General features: G+C 70.7%; 3 protein-coding genes (1 of these 3 running past the window's edge). All 3 read right to left on the bottom strand.

Annotated features, from left to right (window positions below; genetic code table 11):
• Tightly spaced (each overlapping or abutting the next), the 3 genes in view from ACFVVO_RS35370 to ACFVVO_RS35360 form a layout consistent with a single transcriptional unit that may run on beyond the window.
• On the bottom strand, positions 1-8,012 hold the 5' portion of the coding sequence (locus ACFVVO_RS35370; protein ID WP_390060601.1) for a UvrD-helicase domain-containing protein. 3,763 nt of this gene lie to the left of the window's left edge; only the first 8,012 of its 11,775 coding nucleotides appear in the window; the start codon lies at positions 8,010-8,012; its stop codon lies beyond the left edge, outside the window.
• A complete protein-coding gene (locus ACFVVO_RS35365; protein ID WP_390060599.1) occupies positions 8,009-24,886 on the bottom strand; it encodes an SNF2-related protein in 16,878 nt (5,625 codons plus the stop codon). Before ACFVVO_RS35365 ends, ACFVVO_RS35370 begins: the two co-directional genes overlap by 4 nt.
• Positions 24,887-25,369, bottom strand: coding sequence for a hypothetical protein (locus tag ACFVVO_RS35360; RefSeq protein WP_390060598.1), 483 nt, complete (start codon positions 25,367-25,369; stop codon positions 24,887-24,889). It abuts the gene before it with no gap.

Below are 25,369 nucleotides of genomic sequence, written 5' to 3'. Positions count from 1 at the left end.
ACCTCTTCGAGTCCGTGGAAGTTCCCGCGCTGGTCGCGCAGGGTGTGCGGTCCGACCCCGACGGCCTGAGCCCATTCGCCATTCTTGCGCAGCAGGACTTCGACCGGGGAGCCGTCCGGGCGCGGTTGGAGGTCGGCGACGGTCCACCGGCCGGCCCGCTTGGCGTAGGGGAACTCCTGGCTCCTGAGGCGGGCGAGGAGGGCGGCGGAGACGTCACGTGAGACGTCCTGCTCCGCGGCAGGCTCCGGAGCCGGGGCGGTTTGCTGCGGCTGAGAGGTGCCGGTGCTCGGGACAGCGACGACCTGGTCTCGGGTGAAGACCAGGACACGGCCGTCCGCGCTGGTGCCGGCGTACGACTTGTTGTCGACCAGCTCCACGGTGACCGTGCTGTACAGCTGCTTGGTGTCGGGCTGGCCGCTGGCCGCGTGCGCGGGGTGGTGCGGGTCCAGGATGCGGACCTGCTGGCCCTCATCGAGGGCGGGAAGGGTGCTCGGATCGGCGGGTATCCAGCCCTCGGGGGCGGGCTGGGTGAGGTTGCGGCGGTCGTGGGCGGCCTGCTCGCCTTCCACTGTGCCGCCCTCGACCGGTGTTTCGAGCCGTCCGTGGAAGGAGGTCTCGGCACCGAGGGTGCCGGAGAGGTACACCAACTGGTGAAGTTGGACCTGGTCGGCGCCGACGGGATTCCAGGCCAAGTAGCCCCGCACGCCGTTGGCTTCGTCACCGACCTGAACCTTGACCAGCTGGTCGGTACCGCGGGTGTCCTTGGCGATGACCTTGCCCAGGACGGGTGCGAGGGCGGGGCCCGGCTCGTGTCGCTGGGCCTCGGTCGTCCCGGGGGCGGGGGCTGCCGGGTCGGGGGCCGGGACGCGCAGGTCCGGCGCGAGGATGAGGCTGCTGCGGCTACGCTCGGCGGCCGCCTTGGTCGTGAAGACGGCTTCGAAGGGTTCCTGGCCCTGGGGGCGAATCCAGACGGCGTCCCCGCCTGCGCGGTCCACGACGGCCCAGCGCCGGCCGGCGTCTGTGGCCCAGGCGACGACCTTGAACGCCGGGGCCTGGATGGTCGGCTCCTGCGCGGCGGTCGCTGCGGGTTCGGGGGCGTCGGCCGCGACAGGGACGTCTCCGGTTGTGGTGGCGGGCTGCGCGGCGTGGGCCGTCTCCTCTGCGGGAGCGGCGTCCTGGCTGGCCGCGGCGCTGGTGGACGGCTCCTGCTGCTCAGCGATGAGCGGGGCTGCGGCGAAGAACGATGTTCCGGTGCGAATTCGGTCGATGTTCTCGCCGGTGACAGCATTCTCGACGTCGACGACGCCGCGCTGACCGAACTTGAGCCGGACGAGGACTGGCTGTGTCATCGCCTTCTTACGTTCAGACGCCTTGCCGCCCCACCACAGGGTGCCGTCCGGGGCGGTCAGGGCTTGAGCCTCGGGCGGCTTGAGCGCCGTGAATGCTTCCCGGTCAGGGGCCGTCTGCGGCGTGTCGTCTGCGGTGAGGGGAGCCGCCGAAGCCTTCTGCTCGCTGGCTTCCAGTGTGCCCACCGCGGCTTCCTCCCCTATGCCGTCGGCGGCGGACGGCGTGTTCTGTGCCTTCGGTGCCCCGCCACCGCCTGACGCGACGGCGGGAGTGAAAGTGACGGGTGCGTCCGGCGCGTCCGCGCCGCTCGGGCCGGTGGCCATGGGCGGCACGAACTGGCCGCTGTTCAGGGCTTCGTCCAGTTCCTCGTCGCTGGCCACGGGAAGGTGCGGCCGGTCCTGCCCCTCGCGGCGGACAATCTGACCGGTGACGACCGGCGCGGTGCTCCCGTCCTCGGTGCGGACGAGCAGCGCGGTGCCGTCGAGCTCCGCGATCTCCCCGTCGAGAAGGCTTTCTCCGTCCTCGCTCCAGAAGGTGACCCGGTTGCCGGGCTGGACGTCGCTGACCTGCCATGCGCGCAGGTAGATGCCGTCCGGCTCCTTCATCGGGTCGTCGTCGCGCGTGACGTCGAAGATCCAGCCGAGCGAGCCGGCGTCCAGGACGTCGGTGGCGCGGGTGACCGCGACGTAGTCCAGGCGCAACTGCTCGTCGTCGGGGATCGTGTCCCAGTCGATGCCGCCGTTGACGGATTCCTTGGGGCCGCGGAAGTCGCCGGCGATCCGGACGCGCTCCGACTCCAGGCCTTTGGCCTTGTGCGCGGTGGACACCACAAGGTCGTGCGGCGCCGACTGATCGACGATCTGTCCCCCGTTTTCGTTGGCGGGGGCGATGTAGTGGTCGGCGATGTACTGCTCGACGCGCTCGCGCCGCCGGTGGCGCGCGGCATCGGTGGCGGTGGCGGGCTTCTTCGGCGATGGGTAGCCCCACCGCTTGCCTTCTTCGTCCCATCCGAAGTCGACGCCCTTACTCTTGAGCCACTCCTTTGTGGTGCGGAAGTTGCCGTCTCCGAAGGCGAACTTGACCCACAGGCGCTCGCCGTCGTCTTCGACGAACGGGCGCGGCATCCGCACGGACTCCAGTAGCGCGTCGAGTTCTTCGCTGTGGCGTTCCATCAGCTTGAACATGCTGTCGAGCTGCTTGAGCTCGGGCTCGCTCTCGGCGGTCTCCAGGATCTCGTCCCAGGCCATGCCGTTGAAGCGGGCCAGTTCCTGATGACTGGTGCGCTCGCCCTCGCGTAGCGCTTCGGCGGCTTCCAGGAACTTGCGCAGGTCGCTCAGTCCCCCGGACACCGCGACCTTGCGGCCGGCCCGCAGTCCTTCAACCGCGCCAAGCACCACTCCTGCGTTGGTGCGGGCGATGAGCATCGTCTCGTCACCCGGGGTGATTTCGGTGATGCGGGAGGTCTTGCGGTCCCAGCCCGCCAGCCGCATGCGGGTGCCGCCCAGGCGCAGGAAGCGGTTGCCGATGTCGGCGACGGCATCGCCGAAGCGGAAGGTCTGGGTGAGCGTGGCAGTCGCGTCTGCGGGCAGCCGTCCCAGGGCGTCGGTCGCTCCCCGGAAGCCGTAGATGGCCTGGTTGGAGTCGCCCACCGCCACGATCCGGATGCCGGCTTCGCGGATGTTGGCGACGATCGACTCCATGACGGGGTTGACGTCTTGTGCTTCGTCCCACATCAGCACATCTGTGTCGGGGACCCGGCCGGAGAGCGCCCACATCTTGACGGTGTGGTCGAAGGACAGCGGAAGATCGCGGTCCTTGTTGGTTGCTTCCGGGTCGGTGAGGTTGTCCCACATCTGCGCGGCGAGGGGCCGGATCGCAGCGAAGATCGCTTCGCGGTTGGACAGGGTGTCCGGTAGGTGGTGGGCGGCGAACTCGTCGTCGGCGGACTTGGCCCACTCAGTCAGCAGCCGGTTGGCCAAGTACGCGGCCTGCTGCGGGGACAGTGACTCGCCTCCGGCCCGGATCCGTGAGCGCCAGCGCATCCGGTCGGCGAGCTGCTGCTCGTTGAGCTTCGGCCAGTTCAGCCGGGTCAGCAGGGCCTCGTCGACCATGCTGTTGGCGTAGGCGTTCGCGGTGGTTGGGGTGAGGTTGTCGCTGTACTCGCCGCGCTGCTGCGCCTCGATCGCCTCGTCGGCGACCGACCGGTTGAAGGCGAGGTAGAGGATGCGCTTGCCGGGCATGCGCCGCGACAGCATCTTCAAGGTGGTGGACTTGCCGGTGCCAGCCAGGGCCATCACCCGCAGGTCCAGGCCACGCCGGGCAGCGGCTTCGATGATGATGTCCTGCTCTGCGGTGGGCGGGAACGCCTCATCCCCTGCGGCGGCCGCGACGATCTCCGCCCACCGGGCATCGCTGTATCCGCCGGGCTTCGCGGGCGGCAGGTCGTCCACGCTGGTGACAGCGCCCTGCGCCTCGTTGGGGTTGAGCCGGTAGCCGTCGGCCCGCTCACGCAGGATCTGCCCACGCGACGGCTCGACCAGGTTGCCCTCGGCGTCGTACTCCGGTTGCGGCACCCAGTCTTCGGCCTCCTGACGCAGCAGGGCCCAACGGCGCCGCTCGGCGCGCAGTCGGTAAGCCAGCGACAGCGGATCGGTGGCGTCTTTCAGCGCCTCGATGGCCTCGTCGAGGTCATCGACATCCATCTCATGGATCGCCGTGCCGTGCGCGGCCTGGCCCTGGGCCGTCCGGTCGGCGGGCTGGCCCACTGGGGCGGTGTGCTCCTGCCGCGCTGCCGGTGCCGCGTCGTCCGTAGCCTCGGCGCCGACCTGGCGTGCTGGTACGGCGGCCGCGGGCGTGGCCGTCTGTGCCCTGTCGGCGGCTTCGGCTTCCTGCTTGGCCTCAAGGCTCTCAAAGACGGGTATCTCGCGGCCGCGCGCCGACAGCAGCACCCGCAGCATGTTGATCTTCTCGGTGCGGCTTTCGTACGTCAGGTTCGTCGGCATGGTGTGCTGGGACGTGCCGTGCTGCCGGTGCGTCACGTCCACCCCGTTGCGCCGGTTGAAGCCGCGCGGGCCGCCAGCGACTTCCAGCGCGAAAGCGAGCTCGCGGTAGTGCTCGGAGGCACCCCATACGTTGGTGTGGTCGGGGTGGTGCTCGATCCACACGTTCAGCCACATCTGGTTGTCGGGCACGTCGTTGAGTTCGGCGTGCACTTCCAACAGGTGCCGGACGGAACGCTCGATCGTGTCGTGGCCCTTGATGGGGCTGTCATCGCCATACAGCGTCTTGTGCTTGCCCTGGTTGTAGGTGCGGTTCTCGACCGAGCCGATCTTCCGGTTGCCCGGCCCGTACACCACAGTGCCGGGGTAGGCGCTGACCTGGTGGTAGTCGGGGAAGCCGGGCACGGGCACAACGCCCTCGGGCAGTTCCCCATCGGGCGCGGCAGGCATCTGGCCGAGCCCGAGTTCGCGGGCCCGAGCCTCGCGCTCCTCGCCGGTGACGACCCACTCGTCGTAGGACTGGACGACCTGGGCGACCGCGCCGGACACGGTCTCGTACGGGTGCCTCGTCGTGTGGTTCTCGATGGTGGTGGCGGCGTATCCGCCGTCGGGACGGGTGACGACGGAGCCGATGTCCTCGCCGTCCAGCAGAACCCGGGCGCGCAGGAACTCGCCGTCGGCCGCGAATTCCCCAACCGTCACGCGCGCCAGCAGGGCACGGGCCACCTCCTGGCCGCCGAGCCGCATGGCGTCATAGAGCGAGACCGAGCTGTCCTCCGGGCGAGCCTGTGCCGAAGCGCTTGGGGTTTCGGACGCTTCCGGCTGCCTCCCCTGTTCTGCGGCCTCCCCGGATGCGCCTTGGCCCGGTCCGGCAGCCTCATCCGGGGACTGGGCCTCGTCACGCGAGGCGTTGGAATCGGCAGTGCGGCTCTGTTCGGCAGCGGGAACATCCACGGCGCTCTGCACGTCGGCTGCCGGCGCCGCTGCCGCCATCAGGCGCGCGGCAGCAGGCCCAAGGTCCTCGAGCTGGGCCGCCCAGAACTCCATCACCTCGATTGCGGCGCGGGCCCGCTCGGGCATCAGGTCCACACCGTCCGCGCTCGCCACCTCCGCCAGGAGGGCGAGGGCATCGCGCGCCGTGCTGACCTGCTCCCGGAGCTTCGCCAACGAGGTCGGCCTGCCCTCGATCGCCTTGGCGGCGGCAGTCACGGCCTGCCTGGCGCGCGTCAGCTCGTCGTGACCCATGAAAGGGAAGGCCACACCGTCGGTGGGGTGCTCCAGTGCCGCAAGCAAGGCGGGGCGTGCCGCGCGCACAACGATGGTTTCGGGGAGCAGCGCCAGTTCGCCCACGGCCTTGCGCAGGGGCCCGGTCTCCGCCTCCTTCGCGCTCAGGTGGTAGCTGACGGCTGTGCCCTGGCGTGTTCCGTCCACGGTCACCGAGCCGTCCGCGTTCCGGCCGATGCTGGTCACGATGAATTCCGGGGTCCAGCTCTCCGGCGTGAGGCGGCGGCCCTGCCAATCGGGCAGGCGCACGGCTTCTCCGGGCTCGATCTGTGTGAAAGCTCCGCCGCGCCAGCCCACGGGGACGACTGCGTGGAGATCGTCTTCGCGGTCGATCGCGAACTGCTCCGCGTCACCCTTGCGGTCCAACGCGCCCACGGCGTTGCCGTCCCGGTCGACAAAGATCCACTTCCTGCTCTGCTTCCGCGTCCGGGGCGGGTCGGGCATCTTGTCGCGGCTGACGACGGCTCCCAGAAGTTCGCCGGCCTCGTTGTGCACGAGGCGGCCACTCAGACGCTTGAGCTCCTTCTGGTCGTCGAGGATCGCCTGCATCTGGACACGCCGCTTCTCACTGCCAGCGAGGACCCCCGACACTCGCGCCCGCTCGGTGGCGATCTGCGCACGGCGAGCCTCGACGAAGGGAGCGTGTGCGGCATCCGCCAACGGCAGCTCCAGCCGGGCTTGCTCGGCTTCGAGGACTGCAGGGGCCGCGCCGCGCAGGCTGATGCTGCCGGGCCGGGCCGTGGTGATCTCACCGACGGGGTCGGCGGCGGTGAGCAGGTCCTGGCCGCGGCGGCGGGCCAGGACGTCGCTGTAGAGGGCGGTCTCCAGCTCCGTGCTGAGCTGCCCGGGCTGGACATCGGTGACGGTGTGCCACCAGCTGTGCGAGCCCTTCAGGAGGACGTGGTCCCCGGCTTGGAACTCGAGTGGGCTCCAGTCCCTGCGCTCCGGCTCGGTGAGGGCGTCGAGTTCGCCGCGCCGCCCGTTGTCGAGCTCGGGCAGGGCGGTGTCGGCGGGCGCGCCGTCGCGGCTGTAGTGGACGGCGATGGAACGGCCGTGCTTGAGCATGCGCCGGACGAACAGGCCCGTCTTGTAGGCCCGTGTCTCCGGGCGAGTCCCCTTGCGCTGGACCCAGGCGTTAGCGCTGGGCATTGGGATGAAGTCCTCGGCGTCCAGAGCTGCCAGGGCATCCTTGTCGCTTTCGGCGACACCGAAGACGTAGGTGCGGGTCTCCGATCCGTGGTCGCGCTCGTGGCGTATCCACACCACTTCCGCGGGCCTGGGTCCGGTGACGAGAGCGGCCTCCTGCAGAGCCTGGTGACGTTCGGCGATCTTCTTCGCACTGGCGGACGGGGTGCGTTCGCCAGGCATGTAGTCGGTGCCGACCACGATCGTCCACTTGACCGCGCCGCTCGAGCCGTTGGGACCGTGTCCGTGCCCGATCTGCTCGGTCCCGTAGCCCACAGTGATGCGTTCGATGTCGTCGCGGGCGCCCTCGCGCGGCGGCTCCAGACGCCACCAGTAGCCGGGCATGCCCGCAACTTCCTGCGCGTCGAACGGCATGCCGGGGCTTTCGTCCGCGTGCCCAGCAGACACGGCGGCAGAGGTCCCGGCCACCGGTGCGGTCTGCTGCTGGGCTTGGTGGCGCGTGGCGAGCAGCTTCGCGCATTCCGACGACGTCTGACCGCCGTGCACCAGCTCGGTGTCGTCGGGGATCGTCCAGCCGGTCCTGCCCTGCCACCCGGGCCCGTGCGCCTCACCGATCGTGTCGTCGCCGAAGCCGACGGTGACACGCTCGGTGGTGTAGCGGTCGGTGGCTCGCGGAGGCTCCTCGCGCCACCAGTAGCCGGGCATCCCCTCGACGTCCCGGGTGACGTAGCGGCTGTCGGCAGCCGGGGCCGGCGTGGCGTCCGATGCGACGGCGCTGCTCGGGCCGGCGGACGAGGTGATGACCTGATCCGTAGGCACAGTGGCCTGGTCGACAGGCTCGGAGGGTTCTTGTCCGGCCAGGGCGGTGACGGCCTCGTAGCGGCGCATGACGTTGAGGGCATCGTCCACGGTCGGGTGTACTTCGCCGCCTCGCGGTCCGGTGCGCCCGTCGGGCCACCAGGCCCAGGACCGCTGCTTGTCAGCGGCGTACCGGCCTTTTCGCAGCCCCCATTCCAGGCCGAACTTCCAGTGCCCGACGACGGTGCGGGCCTCCAGGACGACTTTGAACCGATCGGTGCTGTAGCTGCCGGGAATCGTTTCGCGAGTCATGCTCCACCCGCGGGCCCGGGCGGTCCGCCACAGCTCATCGACCGTCGCGGGCACTGGGTAGTCGGGCTCCCAGACCCCGCCCTCCGTCACCGGTATGTCGTCGCCGGGTGCGGGGATGGTGGTCATCGATGCCTCCGGTGCCGGGGCCGCCGTCTCGGGCGTCGGCGGAGCAGCAGGTGCAGGTTCGGGTGCAGGGTGGTGCGGCTGTCGGCGAAGGTGCGCAGGCGTCCGGGCATCTCGTGGACGTGGCCGTACAGCACCCGCACCAGCCCGTACAGGTCGCTGGCGTGCAGCAGCTCGTTCTCGAGCTGGGTGCGCAGCGCGGCCACGGCGGGGGCGAGGCGCTCGATGGCGTCGGCCGTGGTGCGGATCTGGCTGTCGTCGAGTTGGGTCCGGTCGTGCGCCTGGACCTGGTCCAGTGCGTCCAGGACGCGGTGGAGGGCGGGCTGTTGGGTGTAGGTGAGCGGCCAGATGTGGCGGGCGGCGGTGCGCAGAGCGGCCGGGACGGGTTCGAGGTCGGCGAAGGCCCAGGACACGCGCATCGCGTCGGGGTAGGTGGGGTGGCCGGGCAGCGGCTGGCCGGTCTGCTGGGCCCAAACGCGCAGGGCGTTGAGGACCGCGTGGTGGAAGTTGTCCGGCCCGTATGGCCGCGGGGGCAGGAGGGTGAGCGGCTGGCTGGTGTGGCCGGGCAGGTGCTGTCCCATCACGGTGTGCCAGCCCGAGCCCTCCTTAACGAGGGTGGCCACGATGGTGTCGTCGGGCGTGCGCAGGGTGTAGGCGGGGCCGCTCCAGATCGCTTCCTCGACGACGGTGTAGCCGTCCGTTCCGGGGACGCGGTAGCACAGCCGGTCGTGGCGGCCGGGGAGGGTGGTCTGCTCGTAGGTCTGGTTACCGAAGGCCTCGTAGTCGCCGAGCGGCTCCATGGGGTGGGTGGCCAGGGGGCGGTGGCGCGGGTCGGGGTATCCGAGGCGCGGCATGAGGAACGGATCCAGGTACCAGGGCTCGAGCGCGGCGGGGAACACCTGACGCCACGCTTCGCTCCATGCGGTGGCGGCCGTCTTGTCGGCGTGCTGGCGGGCTTGGCCGGCGAGCGCGGCGAAGACGGGTTCCAGCTCTGCCGGGAGGACGTCACGCAGGTCGGTGTGCTGGGTGGCGCGGGCCAGGGTCAGGATCGGGCGGACGACCTCGGACGGCATGCTGGGGCTCAAGGCCCGCACCGCCGCCATTGCCTCGCGCAGCTGGGAGGTGCGCGGGTCGGCGGCTGGCCACTGCGGATGAGCGGTCAGCGCCCAGGCCGCGGTGATCACGTCCGTGGTGGCCTGGGTGAACTCCTCCAGGCTCGCGTAGGGGCCGTCTTGGGGGGTGGCGGGCTCCAGCTCGAACAGCGAGTCGGCTTCCGGTTGCGCGGCGGGGGTCAGGTAGCGGGTCCAGGACGCGGCGAGGGCCTCAGAGGTCGGCGCGCCGGCGGCTTGCAGGGCGTCCCAGACGCTCTCTTCGGCGTTGGTCAGCCGGGTCCTGTCGGCGCCTCCGTCCGGGTTTGCGGCGAGGGCGGTGACGTATTCGTCGTCGGCGTCAAGGAGTTCGCGGCGTGCCTGGTCGCTCAGCCCCAGCTGGATCCAGGCGGGCAGTTCCTCCCAGCGCATCACCATGTGGATCGTGGGGTGGGTGCGGTTGCCTTGGGTGGTGATCAGGATGCCGTCGGGGGAGGGATCGAGCCTTCCCAGGGCGCGCAGGTCCTCGGGGAGGTTGGGTCCTCCGAGCCAGATGCCGTAGCCGGAGCCGACCAGTTCGTCGCGCCAGGCGTGCCACTGGGCGGGCTTGTCCATCCGCCGCACGAATGCGGCGAGTCCTGATCCTCGTTCGGTAGAGGGCAGCACTCCGTAGCGGCTGATCATGGTGCGGATGACGGCGTGCTGCTGGGCGAGGACGAGGCCAGGCACGGCCCAGTCGGCGACCTCAAGACCCTCAGGTGTGGGAGGGCTCTCGGGCTGCTGGCCCGCGAGCGTGGAGGCGACGGCGGGTGCCGGCTGTGCCTGCGTACCGGTAGGTCGCGGCGCACCGTCGAACAGGGATTCCCAAGCCTCCGAGGTGGCGGTGGCCCGCCACGCGGCGGTGAAGGAGTCGGCTGCCTGCACCAGCTCCGACAGTGCCTGGGCGGCGTCCTCGGGCATCGTCGTGTCCTGCCAGGCGCTCTTCACGGCGGTGACGGCCGCGTGGACGCCTTCGACGGCCGCATGGAAGTCACCGGGGTTGCGCAGAGAGACCTGAGTGAAGGTCGTCAGGGCATCGATCAGCGCCGTCTCCGGGCCCGCCTGGCTGGACCGTTGCTTGAAGTGGCCCGTACGTGCCAACGCCCGGATCGCCTGGTTGAGAGCGCGGCGCGGCGCCCTGATCTGCTTGCGGTGGGTGAACGCCGTGACGGACACCGGCTGTTCGACACGGGCGCCCTCGGCGGGCTGTTCGGGTTCGTCGTTGCCGCCGGGCGCGGGAGGCGGCGGAGTGCCGTGTCCGGCGCCGCCGCCCGCTGCCGGTCGGAGGGCGCTCCGCTGGTCGTCGGTCGCGTCGGGGATGGCGTCGCGCTCGGCAGGCGCCATGTCGCTGGACGCCGCCGGACCGGCCGCCGGCCGGGCGGCCGGGCTGTTCGTCTGGGCCGCCGCGGGGGCCGGGGTGGGTGCGTGGTCGCGGGTGCGCTGTTCCTCCCCCCACGTGGGACGGGGCCTGGCGAGTTGCGTGCGAGCCAAGTCGTCCCGGCCACTGGCGTACTCGTCCAGCAGGTGCTGCAGCGTGGCAGCGAGGCCGTAGACGAAACGGTCGGCACCCGGCCCGTGCACCTCGCCCAGAGCACGCTCGAGGGCCTCGTTGCGGCGTAGACCCTCACGCCCGAGGAGGCCGAGCATGCGGTAGGCGGGGGTGCTCTGCAGGGTGTGGCGGCGGGCCGACTGGTCCAGGACCCCGGGCGGGTTGCTAGCCAGAGAGAAGCCCTGATCGAGCACCGCCAGTGCGGCGTCCAGGCCTGCGAGCCTGTTGAGATCGACCAGGCTGGGGTGCCGCTCTTGTACGGCGGACAACAGGTCGGTGAGCTGTGTGTGCAGCGGTCGCAGGGCCGCCTTGACGGCGGCGAGGCGCACCGCGGCGGGCCGGGTGGTGTGAGCGGGGCTGCCCGGTCCGATCGGCACCGCGCCCTGCGGCCGGCGCACCACCACGCTGCGCTTGCCGACGCGTTCGGTGGTGTATCCGGCACGCTTGAGGTCGGAGTCGAGGGTGAAGCGCCCCGTCGCAATGACGGCCGCGGTGGCAGCGGCACCGGGGAAGTCTCGTTCGGTCGCCGGACGCACCTGGAACGTGTCGGTGGGGTCGGTGCGCCTGCGGCGGGCGTCCAGGATGGCGTGGACTTCGGTGGCAAGGTGATGGCGTTCGGCGGCCAAGCCGCGGGGCGGAGTGACGGTGACGCGGCGGGCCTCGCCGCGGTGGGCGCTGCGCGGGTTGTCCTCCTCGACGATGACGGGCTGCCAGCCCAGGGCGTGCAGGCTCCAGATGCGGGCGTCGCGCTCATTGGGCGCCTCGAACGGCATCATCGTCAAGGTGATGGCGACGGTGCCGTCCAGCTGCGGGACCAGCGTGTATCCGCCGCCGCCCCATGCGGCGGGCACCAATCCGCTGTCGTCCAGGACCTGAGCCAGCCTGCGCTCGGCTGCGGTGACGGTGCCGGTGGGCGCGGTGGCCGGGGAGGGCGGGCACAGCGGGGCCTGCTCACCGTCGGGGAAGATCCGGGGCTCGTCGGCGGAGGCGACCCAGTCGGCTGCCAGCTCCTGTGCGGACGCCGCCAGGGCGGAGATGACCTCCTGGGCGGCTTCGGGGAGCTGGTGGTGCGCGGCGCGCTCGGCGAGGTAGCGGGCGGCCCGGGCCACGTCGAGGGTGGCCCGGTAGGCATCGTCTCGCCTGTCCAGCTTCTCGTCGCGGGCGAGGATGCGCGCAGGGCGGCGCAGCGCCGCCGCGCCGAGATCGTCGGTGTGCGGGCTGGCGAGCTTCTCGCGGACCGGGTTCAGCGCCAGGACCTGTTCGATCTGGTCCAGCAGCGGGGCGCGCCGGTTACGGAACACGGTGATCGACCGGCGCACCGTGCCGCCCGGGAACTCGCGGTGCAGTGCCGCGGCGACGGCGGCCGGGCGGGCGGCCTGAAGCGCCTGCCACCATGCGGCGAGCGGCCCGTCGCCCAGGACGTCTCCCCCACTGCGGGCGATGACGTCGGTGAGCAGGGTGATCTGCTCGGCGGGCAGATCCTCATGCCACGCGGTGCTGTACAGCCATGCCGCCGCGGCCTGTCGGGCGGCCTCGGGTTCGGCTCCGGGGTCGGCATGGGCCGCGAGCTCGGCATCGTTTTCGGCCCGGCGGCGCAGTTCGAGCAGCGCGAGTTGGAGACGGGGATCGGCGTCCCGCTCGGTGGCGGCCAGGTTCCCGGCGTGCGTGGAGGCGGCCTGGGCTGCGGCCTCGAGCGCGCTCCCGTCACCGACATGGTCGAGGCGGTAAAGGTGTGCCTGGCCGCGGGCCTGTTCGGCGATAGCCGCGAGGGCGCGGTGGTCGCTGTAGACGATGCCGTTCTCGCGAGCCTGCATCAGTTGGGCGAGCACGATGGGCGCATGCCCGTGGGTCAGGGGTCGCTGGCCTTCCAGCATTGCGGTGTGTAGCAGTTCCAGGAGGTTGTCCTGGGCGGCGAGCGCTTGAGCGGCGTCGGTGTAGGGCTGCGCGCCCTGCGGCACGGGTTGGCGCTGGGCGGCCGGTGTCGTAGGAGTGGGTGCGCTGTGAGCGGAAGCTCCGTCGGTGGGCAGGGTGAGCAGGTGGCGGCCGAGCCGGTCGACGTGGTGGCGTGCCAGGTTGTGCAGCGCGAGCGCGAAGAAGCCGCGCAGGGGGCCGCTGTTGTTGAGCACGGTCTTGGCGGCGATGGCGATCTTTTGGTTGCGGTGGAGTTCTCCGGCGAGTCCGCCGACATCTCGGTGCCCGTCCCGCAGGCGGAGGGCCGTCGCAAGGTCCCGGCTGGCCTCGGCGGGCATGTTGTCGTCGAAGGGCAGATGGTCGAGGAGGTAGGTGAGCGCGGAGATGCGTTCCTGGTCCTGCTGCATCTCCTGGGCCGGGTAGGTCTCGCCGGTGGCGCTGAGGCGGTCGGGCACCAGGTGCTCGGCGAGCCGGTCGGCGGCCTGTCCCACCAGGCGCAGGGCGTGGTGGGCGGGCTGCGCCGTGTGGCGCCCGCTGTGCCGTCCGATCACTTCTTCGACGGCGCGGAGCGTCAGGGCGCTCTGTTTCGCCAGTTGGCGCGCCTGGGCGGCCTGCTGGTGCCAGTCGCCAGCGCCGCCGATGAAGGGCAGGGCCTGCTCGAAGGCGGTGATCTTCTCGTTGTCTGTGAGGACGGTGCGCAGGTGGCGCACTGCGTCCTTGTGCAGGGCCTGAAGCGCGGCGCCGGCCTGGTCCAGTTCGGCCGCGGTGGTGATCGGCTCGGTGAGGGTGTCCTGGAAGGTCTGGTTGCGCTCTTCCAGCGGGGCGCCGATGGGGCGGCGCAGTGCCAGGCGCATGGTGTCGCCGGCCGTCTCGCCCACCGGGGTGAAGATCTGCGGAGCGCTGTCGCTCCCGGGGATGGTGAGGACGCCGTTGTCCCAGACCGGGTTCTGGGGGCTGGTGCGCAGGGCAAGGGCATACAGCTCGGCCGCGGTGTAGGTGACAGTGTCGTCCCAGGTCGCGGAGCCGGCGGTGCGCATCAGCTGTGAGGCGGGAAGGTGCTCGGCGATGGTCTGGGCGAGGACTCGGGCGTCCTGCTGCTCGCCGTTCTCGGCTCCGCTGGGCCAGGTCTCCTCCCCCGTGGCCGCCAGGGTTTCGGTGGTGACGTGCATGCGGGCGGCGTGCTCGTAGGCGGCCGAGGCCAGCGCCCTGATGCTGCGCTCGTGGATGCCGTCGTCTTCGAGGCGCAGCTGGAAGGCATGGGCGAGGTCGACGAGCGTGCGGCACCAGCGCGCGGCATCGGGGCGCATGCCGATCTGCTCGGCGGTCGCGTCCTGCCCCAGTGCGATGGCCGCTTTGTCGGCGATCTCCTTGACCGCCTTCTCGCTGACGTACTGCAGTCCGCTCCAGGTTCGCGTGAACTCACCCACTGCGGCGACGAGTTGCAGGGCGCCGGTGCGGGCGGCGGCCTGGTCGGGGTAGGGGTCCTCGTCCTCCCCCATGCCCTGCGGGTCCGGAAGGTGCCAGGCGGCCAGGGCGGCCGCGGGGACCGGAGCACCGGGGGCGACGGCGGGGGCGTTCGCGGCATTCAGGCGCGCGGTGACTTCACTGACCAGGTAGGTGTGCAGGAGCTCGGCGGCGGTGGTGGGCGCGTCGTCGGCGCCGAAGTACAGCCTGAGCAGGCCGGCGGGGACGTGGTCCTGACGCGAGGCGAGGTATTCCTCGGTGAACCGGCTGATCAGGTCGTCCGCGTCATCGCCCAGGCTGCCGGTCAGGCGCAGACGCAGGTCGATGTCGCTGCCGGCCGCGTCCGCTATCTCGGCCACCTGTTCAACCCACGGCTGCCACGGGGTGGGCAGGTCGGTGCCGGCGGCGGGCAGCGGGGTCAACTGGCCTGCGGCGTTGGCGGGAGCGGCTTCGCGCAGGGCGTGCCACATGGTGCCGAACAGGCCGACGAAGTTGCCCGTCGGCCCGATGTCGCTGTGCAGGGCGCGCCGCAGGCGGGGCGACATGTCCGGCTCGCGCTGTTCCAGCCATGCCCACAGGGCTGGTGCCTGGGGCACCTCGGCGGTGGATGAGGCGTGGTAATGGATGGTGGACAGCAGCTGTTCGTCGGTGCGGGCCTGCTCGGTGAGGGCGGCGACTTCCTGCTGGAGTTGGGGGTCGGCTTCGTCGACGAGGCTCTGGGTGAGTTTGGCGTGCCGTGCCGCGGTGCTGGTCAAGGTCATCAGCAGGTCGCCGTGACCAAAGCGGCCCTCTTCGGACTGCTCGTGCCAAACCTGTCGTGTCAGCTCGCTGATCTGGTGGCACAGGGCGGCCAGGACTGGGGAGACGCCTGCGGCCGGGTCTCCGTGCTCGCCGGTCAGGTGCTCCAGGAGACGGAGTAGGGTCCGCTCGCCGGCCGACTCGTCGGGCGTGAGCGCGCCGGATGCCGTCGCCCGCTGCGCGAGCCGGATGAGGTAGTTGTGCCGGGCGGCGAAGTCCTCGTGGCTGGTGGGGGGATTGGCTGGGTCCAGTTCGGGCCGCGTCAGTTGCAGGATGCCGCTCTGGCGCGCGGCCGCCGCGGCGAGGTCGGGCTCGTTGACGACGGTGGCCGTCCACTGCCGCCAAATCTGCGTCGCCACACCGTCCAGCGCCTGCAAGCCGAGCATGCGGTCGGAGACCTCCGCGGCCCGCAGACGCGTGATGTCGATGACCTGGTCCAGCAGGGCGACCCAGCCGTTGGGGATAGCGCTGGGCCTGGGCGGATCCAGCAGGGCGGACAGTGCGATGACAGAGTGCTGCTCCTCCGAGGGGAGCTGGTCGAGTGGGCCGACCTCTTCGGCCCACTCGCGCCAGGCGGCCTGCAGGTCGGCTAGGGCGGTGACCGCTTCCTGCTCGCTCGTGTACGCGGTCTTCCCGGCGGCTTCGCGTAGGAACGCGCGGCGGATGTCGGGCATGCCGCGGGCGGCGGCGCGAGTCAGGTAGTTGTCGCTGTGCCGCAGCAGGGTGGTGAGCTGGGTGAGGGCCTGGTGCGTCGGGCGGGCCTCACCCTTGTTGGTCAGCTCGCCGTGCAGGAGCACCAGGTGCTGATGGGCCTCGGACATCGCCCGCCAGTGCTCTGCCGGTCCGCCGTTCCCACCAGGTTCGGGCAGGCTCGCGGCGGCGACAGCCAGGGCCTCCTCGGTGGCCTGGGCGTGCCATGCCGTGACGTCTTCGATCAGGGAACGGTGCTCGGCCAGCCACTGCCCGAGGTCGGACAGGAGCCGGTCGGCGGCCTGGACGGCCTCCGGGCCCGGCGGGAAGGGGGTGGGGTGGAGGACTTCCAGAGCCCACTCCCCCGCCTGCTCGGCGCGCACCATGGTGCGGGCGCCCGTGGTCTGCACGGCCACCGGCTGCGGGGCGGTGGCGGCGTAGGTAATGAGCGCGGTGAAGGTGTCGGTGTGCAGGTCGAACAGGCCGGGCCAGTCGCGGGGGTGATTGGAGAGGAGAGCCCGGGCGTCGCTGACGGTCAGGCCCTTGACGGTAGAGATGAACCGCGCGGCGTCCTCCTGGGCGGGCAGCGGCTGGAGGGCGCCGTAGCGACCCCCGTCGCGTGACCACAAGGTCCAGGGCTCCTCGCCCTGCCAAGAGATCCGCAGGCCGGGGTCGGAGCCGAGACGCTGGTGCAGTTCCTCGCCCCGGCACACAAACACCTCGCGGCCGCGCTGGACCGCGTACAAGGTGTCGGGTGCGAGCTGCAGGGCGAGCCGGGCGCTCTGCGCGGTGTGCGCGGTGACGTGGGCGGCCAGCAGGTCGATCGCCCCGTCGTCCTCGAAGAACGCGTCGAGCAGGGCGGCGTCTCGTGCGTCGCTTGCCGCACCGAGCTGCTCCATGACCTGGTCCTGAATCCAGTCACGGACCAGGTCGACAACCTGCCAGTTCAGAGGTTCGTTGCTGACGGTGAGGCCGACGGTGCGCGGCTCGGTCGCGGCAGCGTCCAGGAGCCGGTCGATGAGCTCGGCGTGCTGCTGCCACTGGGGCGGAACCGGGAGGCGGCCGCTGATGCGCGCGGACTCAGTGCCGGTGGCGTGCTGGCTGACGGCGGCCGCCAGGCGGCCGAAGGCGCCGGTGAAGCCGCGCGGGGTGAAGTCGGCGTGCAGCGTGTGGCGCAGCAGCGGGCTCATCTGCTCGGCGCGGACGCTCAGCCACTCCAGCAGGGCCGGCGCGTAGGGCACGGGGGCGTGGCTGGTGAGCGGGTGGGCGGGGGTGCCCATCGCGGCGAGCAGGTCGGGGTCTTCAAGGGCCTGCTGCGTGAGGGTGTCCAGCTCGGCGTCGAGGCGTCCGTCGGTCTCGATGAGAGTGGCGTGCAGCCGGCGTGCGTGGCGGGTGGCTTCGGTCGCGAAGTCGCGGAAGTCGTTCTCCCGGTAGGCGCGGTAGCCCTCCTCTTCATGTTCGCGGCCCACCTGGCGGGCCAGCTGAGCCGCCTCATCGAGCAGGTGTGGCCAGACCGGGTCGATGAGACCTTCGTGGGTGTGCAGGGGACGGTGATCGATCTCCTCCAGGAGCCGGGACAGACGCCGCTCGGTGACCGCCTTCTTCGGCCGGAGCTGCGCGTGAGCCCGGCGAGCAGCGCTGACGCGCGCGCTGTGCGAGCCCTCCAGCTCTTCGCGGTCGGGCCGCCCGTCGGTGCGCGCGTAGGGCGCTGCCGGGTCGAGGTCGCGAGAGGCAACCTCAAGGGAGCGCGCGCCGTAAGCAAGGAAGGTGTCGGCCAGGTCCGGATCGGTGAGCACCGTCCGGGCGAGACGCCCCAGGTGGGTGGGCAGTTTGCCGCTCGCGCGGCTCAAGTCTGTCAGCCCGGTGGCGCGGGCGAGGCCATACATGGCCTGGAGGTGCGCGTCGGCGCCGCCCGGGATCCGTGCGGCGGCCACCCGGGCCTTCAAGAGGGCAACCTGCGCCCCGGTGCGTGCGAGTCCGCCTGGCGTGGTGCTCTGAGCGGCGGTCTCCGCCAAGGCGTCGAGGGCCTGCTGGACCTCGGCCGCGCTCGCATAGGGTGCCTCGAAACGCCGGGCCGTCTCGCGCAGCCACGTTTCATCAAGCTCGGGCGGCGGGGTGTGGGCGAGGCGGTCGACGTGGAGGGCCGCGGCGCGCGCGAGGTGGCGCAGCCGGCCGTTGGTGGTGCGGCGGTCGCTGGGGGCGAAGTCCGGCTGCGCGGCCAACGCTTCGGCGGCCAGCTGGACCCGGGTGTACGCCTGGAGCTGTAGGCCCCAATCCGCAGCGGGGGCTCGCTGGGCTTCTTCCCAGGAGGCAGCGAACTCCGCGATGGCCAGGCCGAGCTCTTCGGCCGGCTCCGCAGGCAGGTCCTGTTCGAAGTCTTCCTGCCACAGCTCATACAGCGCGTGCAGGGCCTCGCGTGCGGTGGCGGCGGAGTCATGCTCGTTGTCCGTGGCGTACGGTGCGGGACGATCTTCGCCGAGTATCCAGCGGTCCTGGACACCGGGGTCGTCGCTCGTGACGGCTTCCTGGCCGGGCTCGTCTGCGCTCTCCTTCGCCGGGATCCGGGCAGGGGGCTGGGGTGCGGGGGCGGCGTTCGCGGTGGGGTCGGCTGCGGCGAGGGCGCGCACGGCGTCTTCGTCGCCGTCGCGGATGGCTCGGATAAGGGGCTGGTTGTTCTGGCCCCAGGTGTCCATGAACGCTTCGAACTGAGTGCGTGCCCGGTCCTCGATGATGCGGCCCAGGTCGTCCTCGCCCGCCTGCAGGGCCACGGTGGCGCGGTGCCGGTCGAGGAAGGTGCGAGCGAGGCGGGTGAAGTGGCTCAGGGGCGCTTGCATGGTGTCGCGGTCGCGGCCCCCGAGGGAGCGCAGGAGCCGCTCGGCCTGCTGGATGGATTTGGTCAGGGCGGCATCGGTGTCGTGGCCGTCGCGGTCCTCGTGGGCAGCGACCGCCTCAAACAGGTCGCGGCGCAGCACGGTGAGGGCCCAGGGGATGTTCTCAAGGTCCCAGGTCCGCTCGACGGCGCGGCTGAGCTCGACCTCGGCGGCTTCCACCTCGATAAAGGCCTGGTCCCATTCCCGCTGTGTGGTGAAGACGGGCGCAGTGACGGGCGGCGGCACAGCGGCGGGCGGCTGCGCGACCGGCGCGGCCGGCACGCTGGTGCCGACCGGGGCGGGTGCAGGCTCGTCGGCTGCCGCCGGCGGGGCGGTGGTGTCAGGGGTGCTGGTCTCGGTGGCTGTTTGGGCTGGGGTTTCGGCTGAGTTCTCGGCAGCCGGGATCGCCGCGGCGACGGCTTCGGTGGCGCCCGCAGCGGACGGTGCGGTGCGGCGGACCAGGCCGGTGAGGCGGGCGTCGTTGGCGACCGCTTCGAGGCGGGACCCGTCGCGACGGCGAGCGGTGAGCTGCCGGCCCTCGCTGCTGACGGCGTGCAGGGCGGGGCTGTCCTGCATAAGGCGCCGCAGCAGGGCGTGGGCGGCGACGGACTCGGCACCCACGGTGTACTTGGCGGACAGGCCCAGGTCGTCGAGGCGGACGTACTCGCGGCCGTCCTCGGCACCGGACTGATCTGGGCGGGGTTCGGCGGAGTCCACCCACTGGGCCAGCGCCTGCGGGCTGGTGAGGGTGGCGGACCAGCGCTGTTCGTGCAGGGCTGCCAGACGACTGAGCCGCTTGAGGTCGGTAGCCATGGGGTTGTTCTTGCCGAGCGCCTTGGTGGCGTCCTCGATGGCGGTGCGCCACAGGTCGGGCGGCACGATCGCGGCGGCCGGCGCCAGCACCTCACCCGTCAGGCGCTTGGCGCGCAGGCTGCGGCTTTCCTCGTGTAGCTGGGCCAGGGCCTTGGTGAGCTTGCGGGCACCGGGGCTGGCCGCGGCGTCAGGGTGGGATTCGATGGCCGCGCGCAGGGCTTCGGCCATAAGCCGCTCGGCGATCAAGGTACCGAGCCGGTCGGTGTAGTGAGGGAAGTCCTCTTCCTCCTTATCCGGGCCGGTGGGCCCGTCGGCGGACGCCCCTGTGCCGCCGCTGCCTGTGCCGGAGCGGCTGCGGGAGCGCCCCCCACCGCCGCCTCCCCCGCCGGAGTGGGCCATTGCGGCCCCGTCCTCGGCGCCGCCTGCGTAGCTGGGCACGGCGCCGGCGGGGCCGCTGCTCTGGGCCGGGGCTTCGGTTTCCAGTTCGGCCATCAGTGCGGCGAGCTTCGCCTTGGCCTCGATGAGATTGTCGTCGTCGTGGTAGACGGTGCCGAGGTATCGCTGGGCGTTGGCGACCTCGGCGAGGGCGTGGGCGTGCTGCTTCTGGGCGGTGGCGAGGTCGTCTTCGAGGTACGCGAGGCGGTGTTCGAGGGACTGGATGGTGCCGGAGACGGAGGCTGGGTCGTCCGTGAGCTTCTTTCGGTCGACCACAACGTCCCGTCCGGCGCCGAAGTTGAGCTTGAGGTCGAGGAAGTCCAGGCGGGCGAAGATGGGCACGCCGCCGAGCTCGGCGATCTCCAGCGGCGGGTGGTTGCGCTGTCCGCGCAGTTCATCGATGGCGTCGATGAGCCGGAAGTGCAGGGCGGCCGCGGCGTCCTTGCGCTTGGTGTAGGTGCGCTTAGTGCCGGTGCGCCCGACAACGGTCATGGAGAAGTCGGTGTCGCGGGTGGAGCGGCGGGTGCCGGGCGTGGTGGCGTCGCCGAGGATGGTGGTGAGCCAGGCAATGCTGGCATCCAGCTGCTCGGCACGCAGGGTCTCGGTGTCGATGGTGTCCCGCAGGCCGTACTGGGCGGCGTTGTGGGCGTGCTTCTCGGCCTCCAAGCCGAGGATCTCGTTCTGCAGGCGGCCGACTTCCTGAAGCCGCGGGTCGCCGGCGCCCATGGCGACGGCTTCGACCATGTACTCGTTGAGGTCCATCGCGATGTCGTCGATGGTGCGGTCGGTGAGCTTGCCGCTCATCAGCTGCTGGATGAACTTGGCCTTGCCCAGGACGAGCTGCCACACGTAGGCGTCGAAGGAGTTCTCGGTGACGTAGTTGTAGACGTGGACCTCACGGCCGAGGTCGTAGTTCAGGTTCTTCTGACGTACGACGCGGCCGGTGCGCTGGTGCAGGTCGACGGGGCGCCAGGGGCAGTCCAGATGATGCACGGCGATCGCGCGGCGCTGGACATTTGTCCCGGTTCCCATGGTTTCCGTGCTGCCGATGAGCACGCCGATCTTGCCGTTGCGGGCGTCGCGGAAGAGAGCGGCCTTGTCACGGTCGCTCTGTGCTTCCTGCATGAAGCGGATGCCGTCGGTGGGCACGCCACGGGCGGCGAGCTCCATGAACAGCCCGTCGTAGACAGTCCACTTGCCCTGCTTGAGGGCGTCCTTGGAGGGGGTGCCCAGGTCGGCGAAAACGAGCTGCAGGCTGCCCGGGAGCTCGTCGGGCGCCTCGTCCTTGGGGCCCTGGTAGACGTCGTCCTTGTGCTTGAAGTACAGCTCGGCGATCTTGTCGGCAGCGATCGAGATCTTCGTCTGCTCGTCAGGGTCGAGGGCGTAGCCGATCAGCCGCGGGTCGAGAGCGGCCTGCCTCATCCAGCTGGCCAGCTTGAGCATGTTGTCTTCGCTGGGGTCGACCGAGCGTGAGCGAATCGCGCGGGCCCGGCTGCGGGCTATCTCGGCTATCTCGGCGTTCACGCTGGTGGGCGGGCAGTTGATGATCTGCGGGCCACCCTTGTACACATCTGGCACCGGGAGCCCGAGGTCTTCGGCGGTCTTGACGTCGGTGGGCACCCACCAGGCCGTCAACAATTCGGGCATGTTGGTGAACCGCGCGAAGCGGGACTTGGTCTGCAGGCCGCCCTCGGGGGCGATCTCGATTTTGGTGTCGATCTCGGCGTGGTTGGCGACCCAGTCGTCGAAGTTCTCCAGGCCCTCGGCGGCAAGGATGTCGGGGCGCAGCAGCTTCATCCACACGTACGCCTCGGCGATGGAGTTGACCACCGGCGTCGCGGAGGCTCCGGTGATCACGCGAGCTCCGTACTTCTCCCGCATGTACTCGAGCTTCATGTGCAGGTCGGTGGCGCGGATCGACCCGGCAATCGACAACCCGGCGTTATTGGACGGGTTGTACAGGTTCTTGAAGTTGTGGATCTCGTCGACGAACAGGTAGTCGATGCCGAGCTGCTCCCAGCTCAGGCCGCCTTCGCGGATGGAGCGCATCCGGGCGCGCAGGGCCTGTTCGCGGACCAGCTTCTTGCCCTCGACCTCCTTGACAGTGTCGTCGCTGTTGGGGTCCTCGCCCTCGGCGATGAGTTTGGCGCGGCGGCGCTCCAGGTCGCGGTCGAACTCGGCGAGCTGGTTGGCGATGTAGTTCTCGTGCTCGGCGGCGGAGAGCGGGATCGCCTTCATCACGCCGTAGGTCATGATGATCGCGTCCCAGTCGCCGGTGGCGGCCTTGGCCGCGAACCTCTTGCGCTTGCGGCGGGTGCTGAGGTCCTTGGTGGAGGCGGTCAGCACCTTCGCGCCGGGGTAAGCCTGCAGGAATTCCCTGGTCCACTGTTCGGCCATGTGGTTGGGCACGACGATCGCCGGTTTGCGGGCGAGTCCGAGGCGGCGCAGTTCCATGGCGCCCATGGACATCTCAAGCGTCTTGCCGGCGCCGACCTCGTGGGCGAGGAGCGCGGATGGCTCGTTCAGGATCCGCGAGACGGCGGCCTGCTGGTGCGGGCGGGGGTCGAAGGCGGTGGACAGGCCCGGGAAGGACAGCTGGGGCGCGTCGTCGTAGTTGCGCAGGACGAAGCTGTTGAAGCGGGTGTTGTACAGGGTGGCGAGGTGCTCGGCGCGCTCGTCGTCCTTCCACAGCCAGGTGCGGAACTCCTCATTGATGCGCTCCGCGTACTTGTTGGCGATGGTCGTCGCCGTCATCGCGTCGGCCCGGATCCGGGCCTTCTCCGCGGCGGTGGCCTCCTCGGGGAAAGAGGGGACGATCCGAATGGGCCGCTGGTTGAGCAGGGCACGGACGATCTGGACCGCGTTCATCGCCTCGGTGCCCCACACCGCGGTCGTCATCACGTTCTGCTCGATGTTGCAGTCGACCGTCCACGTGGATCCGGCGGCCCGCTCCACCTTGATCGACTCATCGCGCAGCAGCCCGCGCAGGAACTCCTGCACGTAAAAGGCGTCCACCCAGGGGGCGCCGAGCTTGACGCGGATCTCCCCCGGCGGCACGTCTTCCGGCTGCACCTCGGTGAGCGCCGCGACGTTCACGACGAACCGCTGATCGACGGCGGCGGCGTCCTGGGCCTGCGAGAGCTTGAGGCGGACGTTGCCCGACAGGTACTCGGCGGCCGGCACCAGGCGCCCAGTGTGGGGCTCCTCGAACACCACCCCGATCAGCGCGTCCCGCGCAGCCTGCTCCCCGTCCAGATCCAGCAGCCGGGCGACGACGTCGAGGCGTATCTGTCCGTGCAGGTCGAGGCTGATCGCGGCAGCCTCTTCCGGCGTCTCCGCCCGCTCGGGCAGCGTGCGCGGGGAGGCGACGCGCTGGGTGAAGATCTCGGACTTGCGAGCGGTGCCGGTTTCCTCGTCGTAGTCCTCGAGCGCATACACCAGCGGGGCATGCGGGTCATCGGCGAAACCGCCCTGCGGCGGCGGGACCCGCGCCCAGACCTTGAGCTTTCCGGCGTCGCGCAACTCATCGCGCACCGCCTGCACGCCGACCAGCACCTCGCGCAGCGCGGCCGGGGCCTTGGCCGCGTCCCAGCCGAGGAGAACCTGGAGGTCGACTTCGGTCATCACGCCGTCGCCGAGGTTGTCGATCACGGCCTGCTGCTTCGAGCCGAGCCGGCCCGTCACCTCCAAGGCCGCGTCCATCAGCTGCTCGGACAGCTCCTCGGGCACATCGTCCCAGGTGAGCTTGCGGGTGCGTTCCTGCCGAGTGAATCGACTGACCGGCCCGTACTTCTCGACGTACGCGTCGTAGTGCGCGTTGAGGGTCGAGCGCAGAAAGGTCAGCCAGGCCTCGTCGGCGTCCAAAGACGTCTCGGCGTCCAGGAGTTCGGAGACCGCGTCGCGTATCAGCAGCAGCGCCTTCAGCTCATCGCGCTGGGTCTTGGGGCAGGGATGCGGCTCGCTGTCCTCCAGCCGCGCCGCCCAGAAGCTCCCATCAAGCAGTTCGATGATCCGCCCGTCGAACCGTTCCGCGTTCTCCGCGAACAACTCGCATGCGTCAGGGCCCTGAACCTGCTCCTCACGCCGGACAGGGTTCTCGGTCATCCCCAGCCCGGCCGCGACGGCGGCCGCGATCTCCCGTTCCAGCGCCGTGCTCAGGGCGGTGGCGGTATCGCCGCTGCCGGCAAGGACTTCCGGACGGTGCCTCCCTCCGCGGGCCCGTCCTGGCACCAGGGTGCCCAGCACGTTGCGCGGATGCTGCTGGAAGTACTCGTTGACGTCCATCCGTCTGTCGTCAGCGGCCTTGACCTCCTCGGTTTTCGCGAAGGCCGCACCCTGCTTCTTGTGCGAGGGCGCCTTGCGACGGAACACCAGCAAGTCGGTCGCCACGTCAGTGCCGGCAGCCGCGGCGTGCGCGCCATTGGGCAGCCGGATCGCGCACACCAGGTCCGCGAGCTCGCCCATCTCCGCCCGGGCGGCCTTGCTGGACTTGTCGAGCGTGCCAGTGGAGGTGATGAACGCGGCCACTCCCCCGACCCGCACACCTTCCAGAGCCTTGATGATGAAGTGGTCGTGCATGGGGAAGTTCCCCGGGTTATGCCGGGGATCGCTGAGACGAGCCGCGTGGAACGGCACGTTCCCGATCGCCGCGTCGTACTCACCGGTCTTGACCCGCGACTTCTCAAAGCCCTCGTCCAGGATCCGGGCCTGCGGATACAGGGCCTGGCTGATCGCCGCAGTCACCGGGTCGAGCTCGACACCAGTCATCTCCGCCCCATCGGGGGCCATCCCGATAAACGTGCCCACCCCGGAGCCCGGCTCCAGCACCCGGCCACCCTCGAAGCCCAGCGCCTGCAACGCCCGCCAGATGACCTTCACGTACGCGGCGTCCGTGTAGTGCGCGTTCAGCGTCGTTCGCCGCGCGGCCTGGTACTCGGCCTCGCTCAGCAGCTCCCGCAGCTCCGCCTGCGACGCCTCATACTTTTGCCTGTGGCTCTTGGTCCGCTCCCGCGACGGGGCGAACAAGTTTGGCAGCGCACCCCACGACGACCATCGGGCCAGCACCCGCCGTTCCTCACCGGTCGCTTCCCGATCTTCAGCCTCGATCCGCCGCAGCACCCGCAGCGCTGCCAGGTTCGCCTCCAGGCGGGCCATCGGCGCGGCCGGAGCGAGATCGTTCTGGCTTTCGGGACGGAATGCCGCCCCCTCCTGGACGGCCATTTACAGCAGCCCCTGACGGGCAAGGGCCTCATCCGACAGGCCGGTGAGCTCCAGCAAACGGGGAACAGCGTCAGCACGAAGCCGATCGCGCTCCGCAGCACTGAAGTCCCCCGGTCGACTCCGGCCGGCCAGCAGGTCGTGCAGGCGCTGCTCGCGCCACTGCTCCTCGGTCACCTCGGCCTCGCTGAGGTGCGGGTCGTCGGCCAGGTCGACGTCATTCTGGGCAGGGAGGAGCACGAGCTCGCGCAGCACCTCGGCTTCGGTATCGCGGCGAGACTGCTGCAAACGGCCAGCCCGCTTGAGGAAGGACTCCCCCACCACAGCAGGCGCGTTCACACGCTCCGCGGTCCAGCGGATCCGCACCTCGTCCTGAACATCAATGCCCAGCCCGGTGAAGAACGCCTCAGCATCATCGATCTCCGCAATGCGCCCGGGCCGGAACTCCTGCCAATGCTGCTGCGCACGCCGCCCGTACTGATTCAC

This window comes from Streptomyces sp. NPDC058145 (assembly GCF_042884245.1).
In the GTDB taxonomy this organism is placed as follows: domain Bacteria; phylum Actinomycetota; class Actinomycetes; order Streptomycetales; family Streptomycetaceae; genus Streptomyces.
This window is presented reverse-complemented; position numbering and strand designations above follow the sequence as displayed.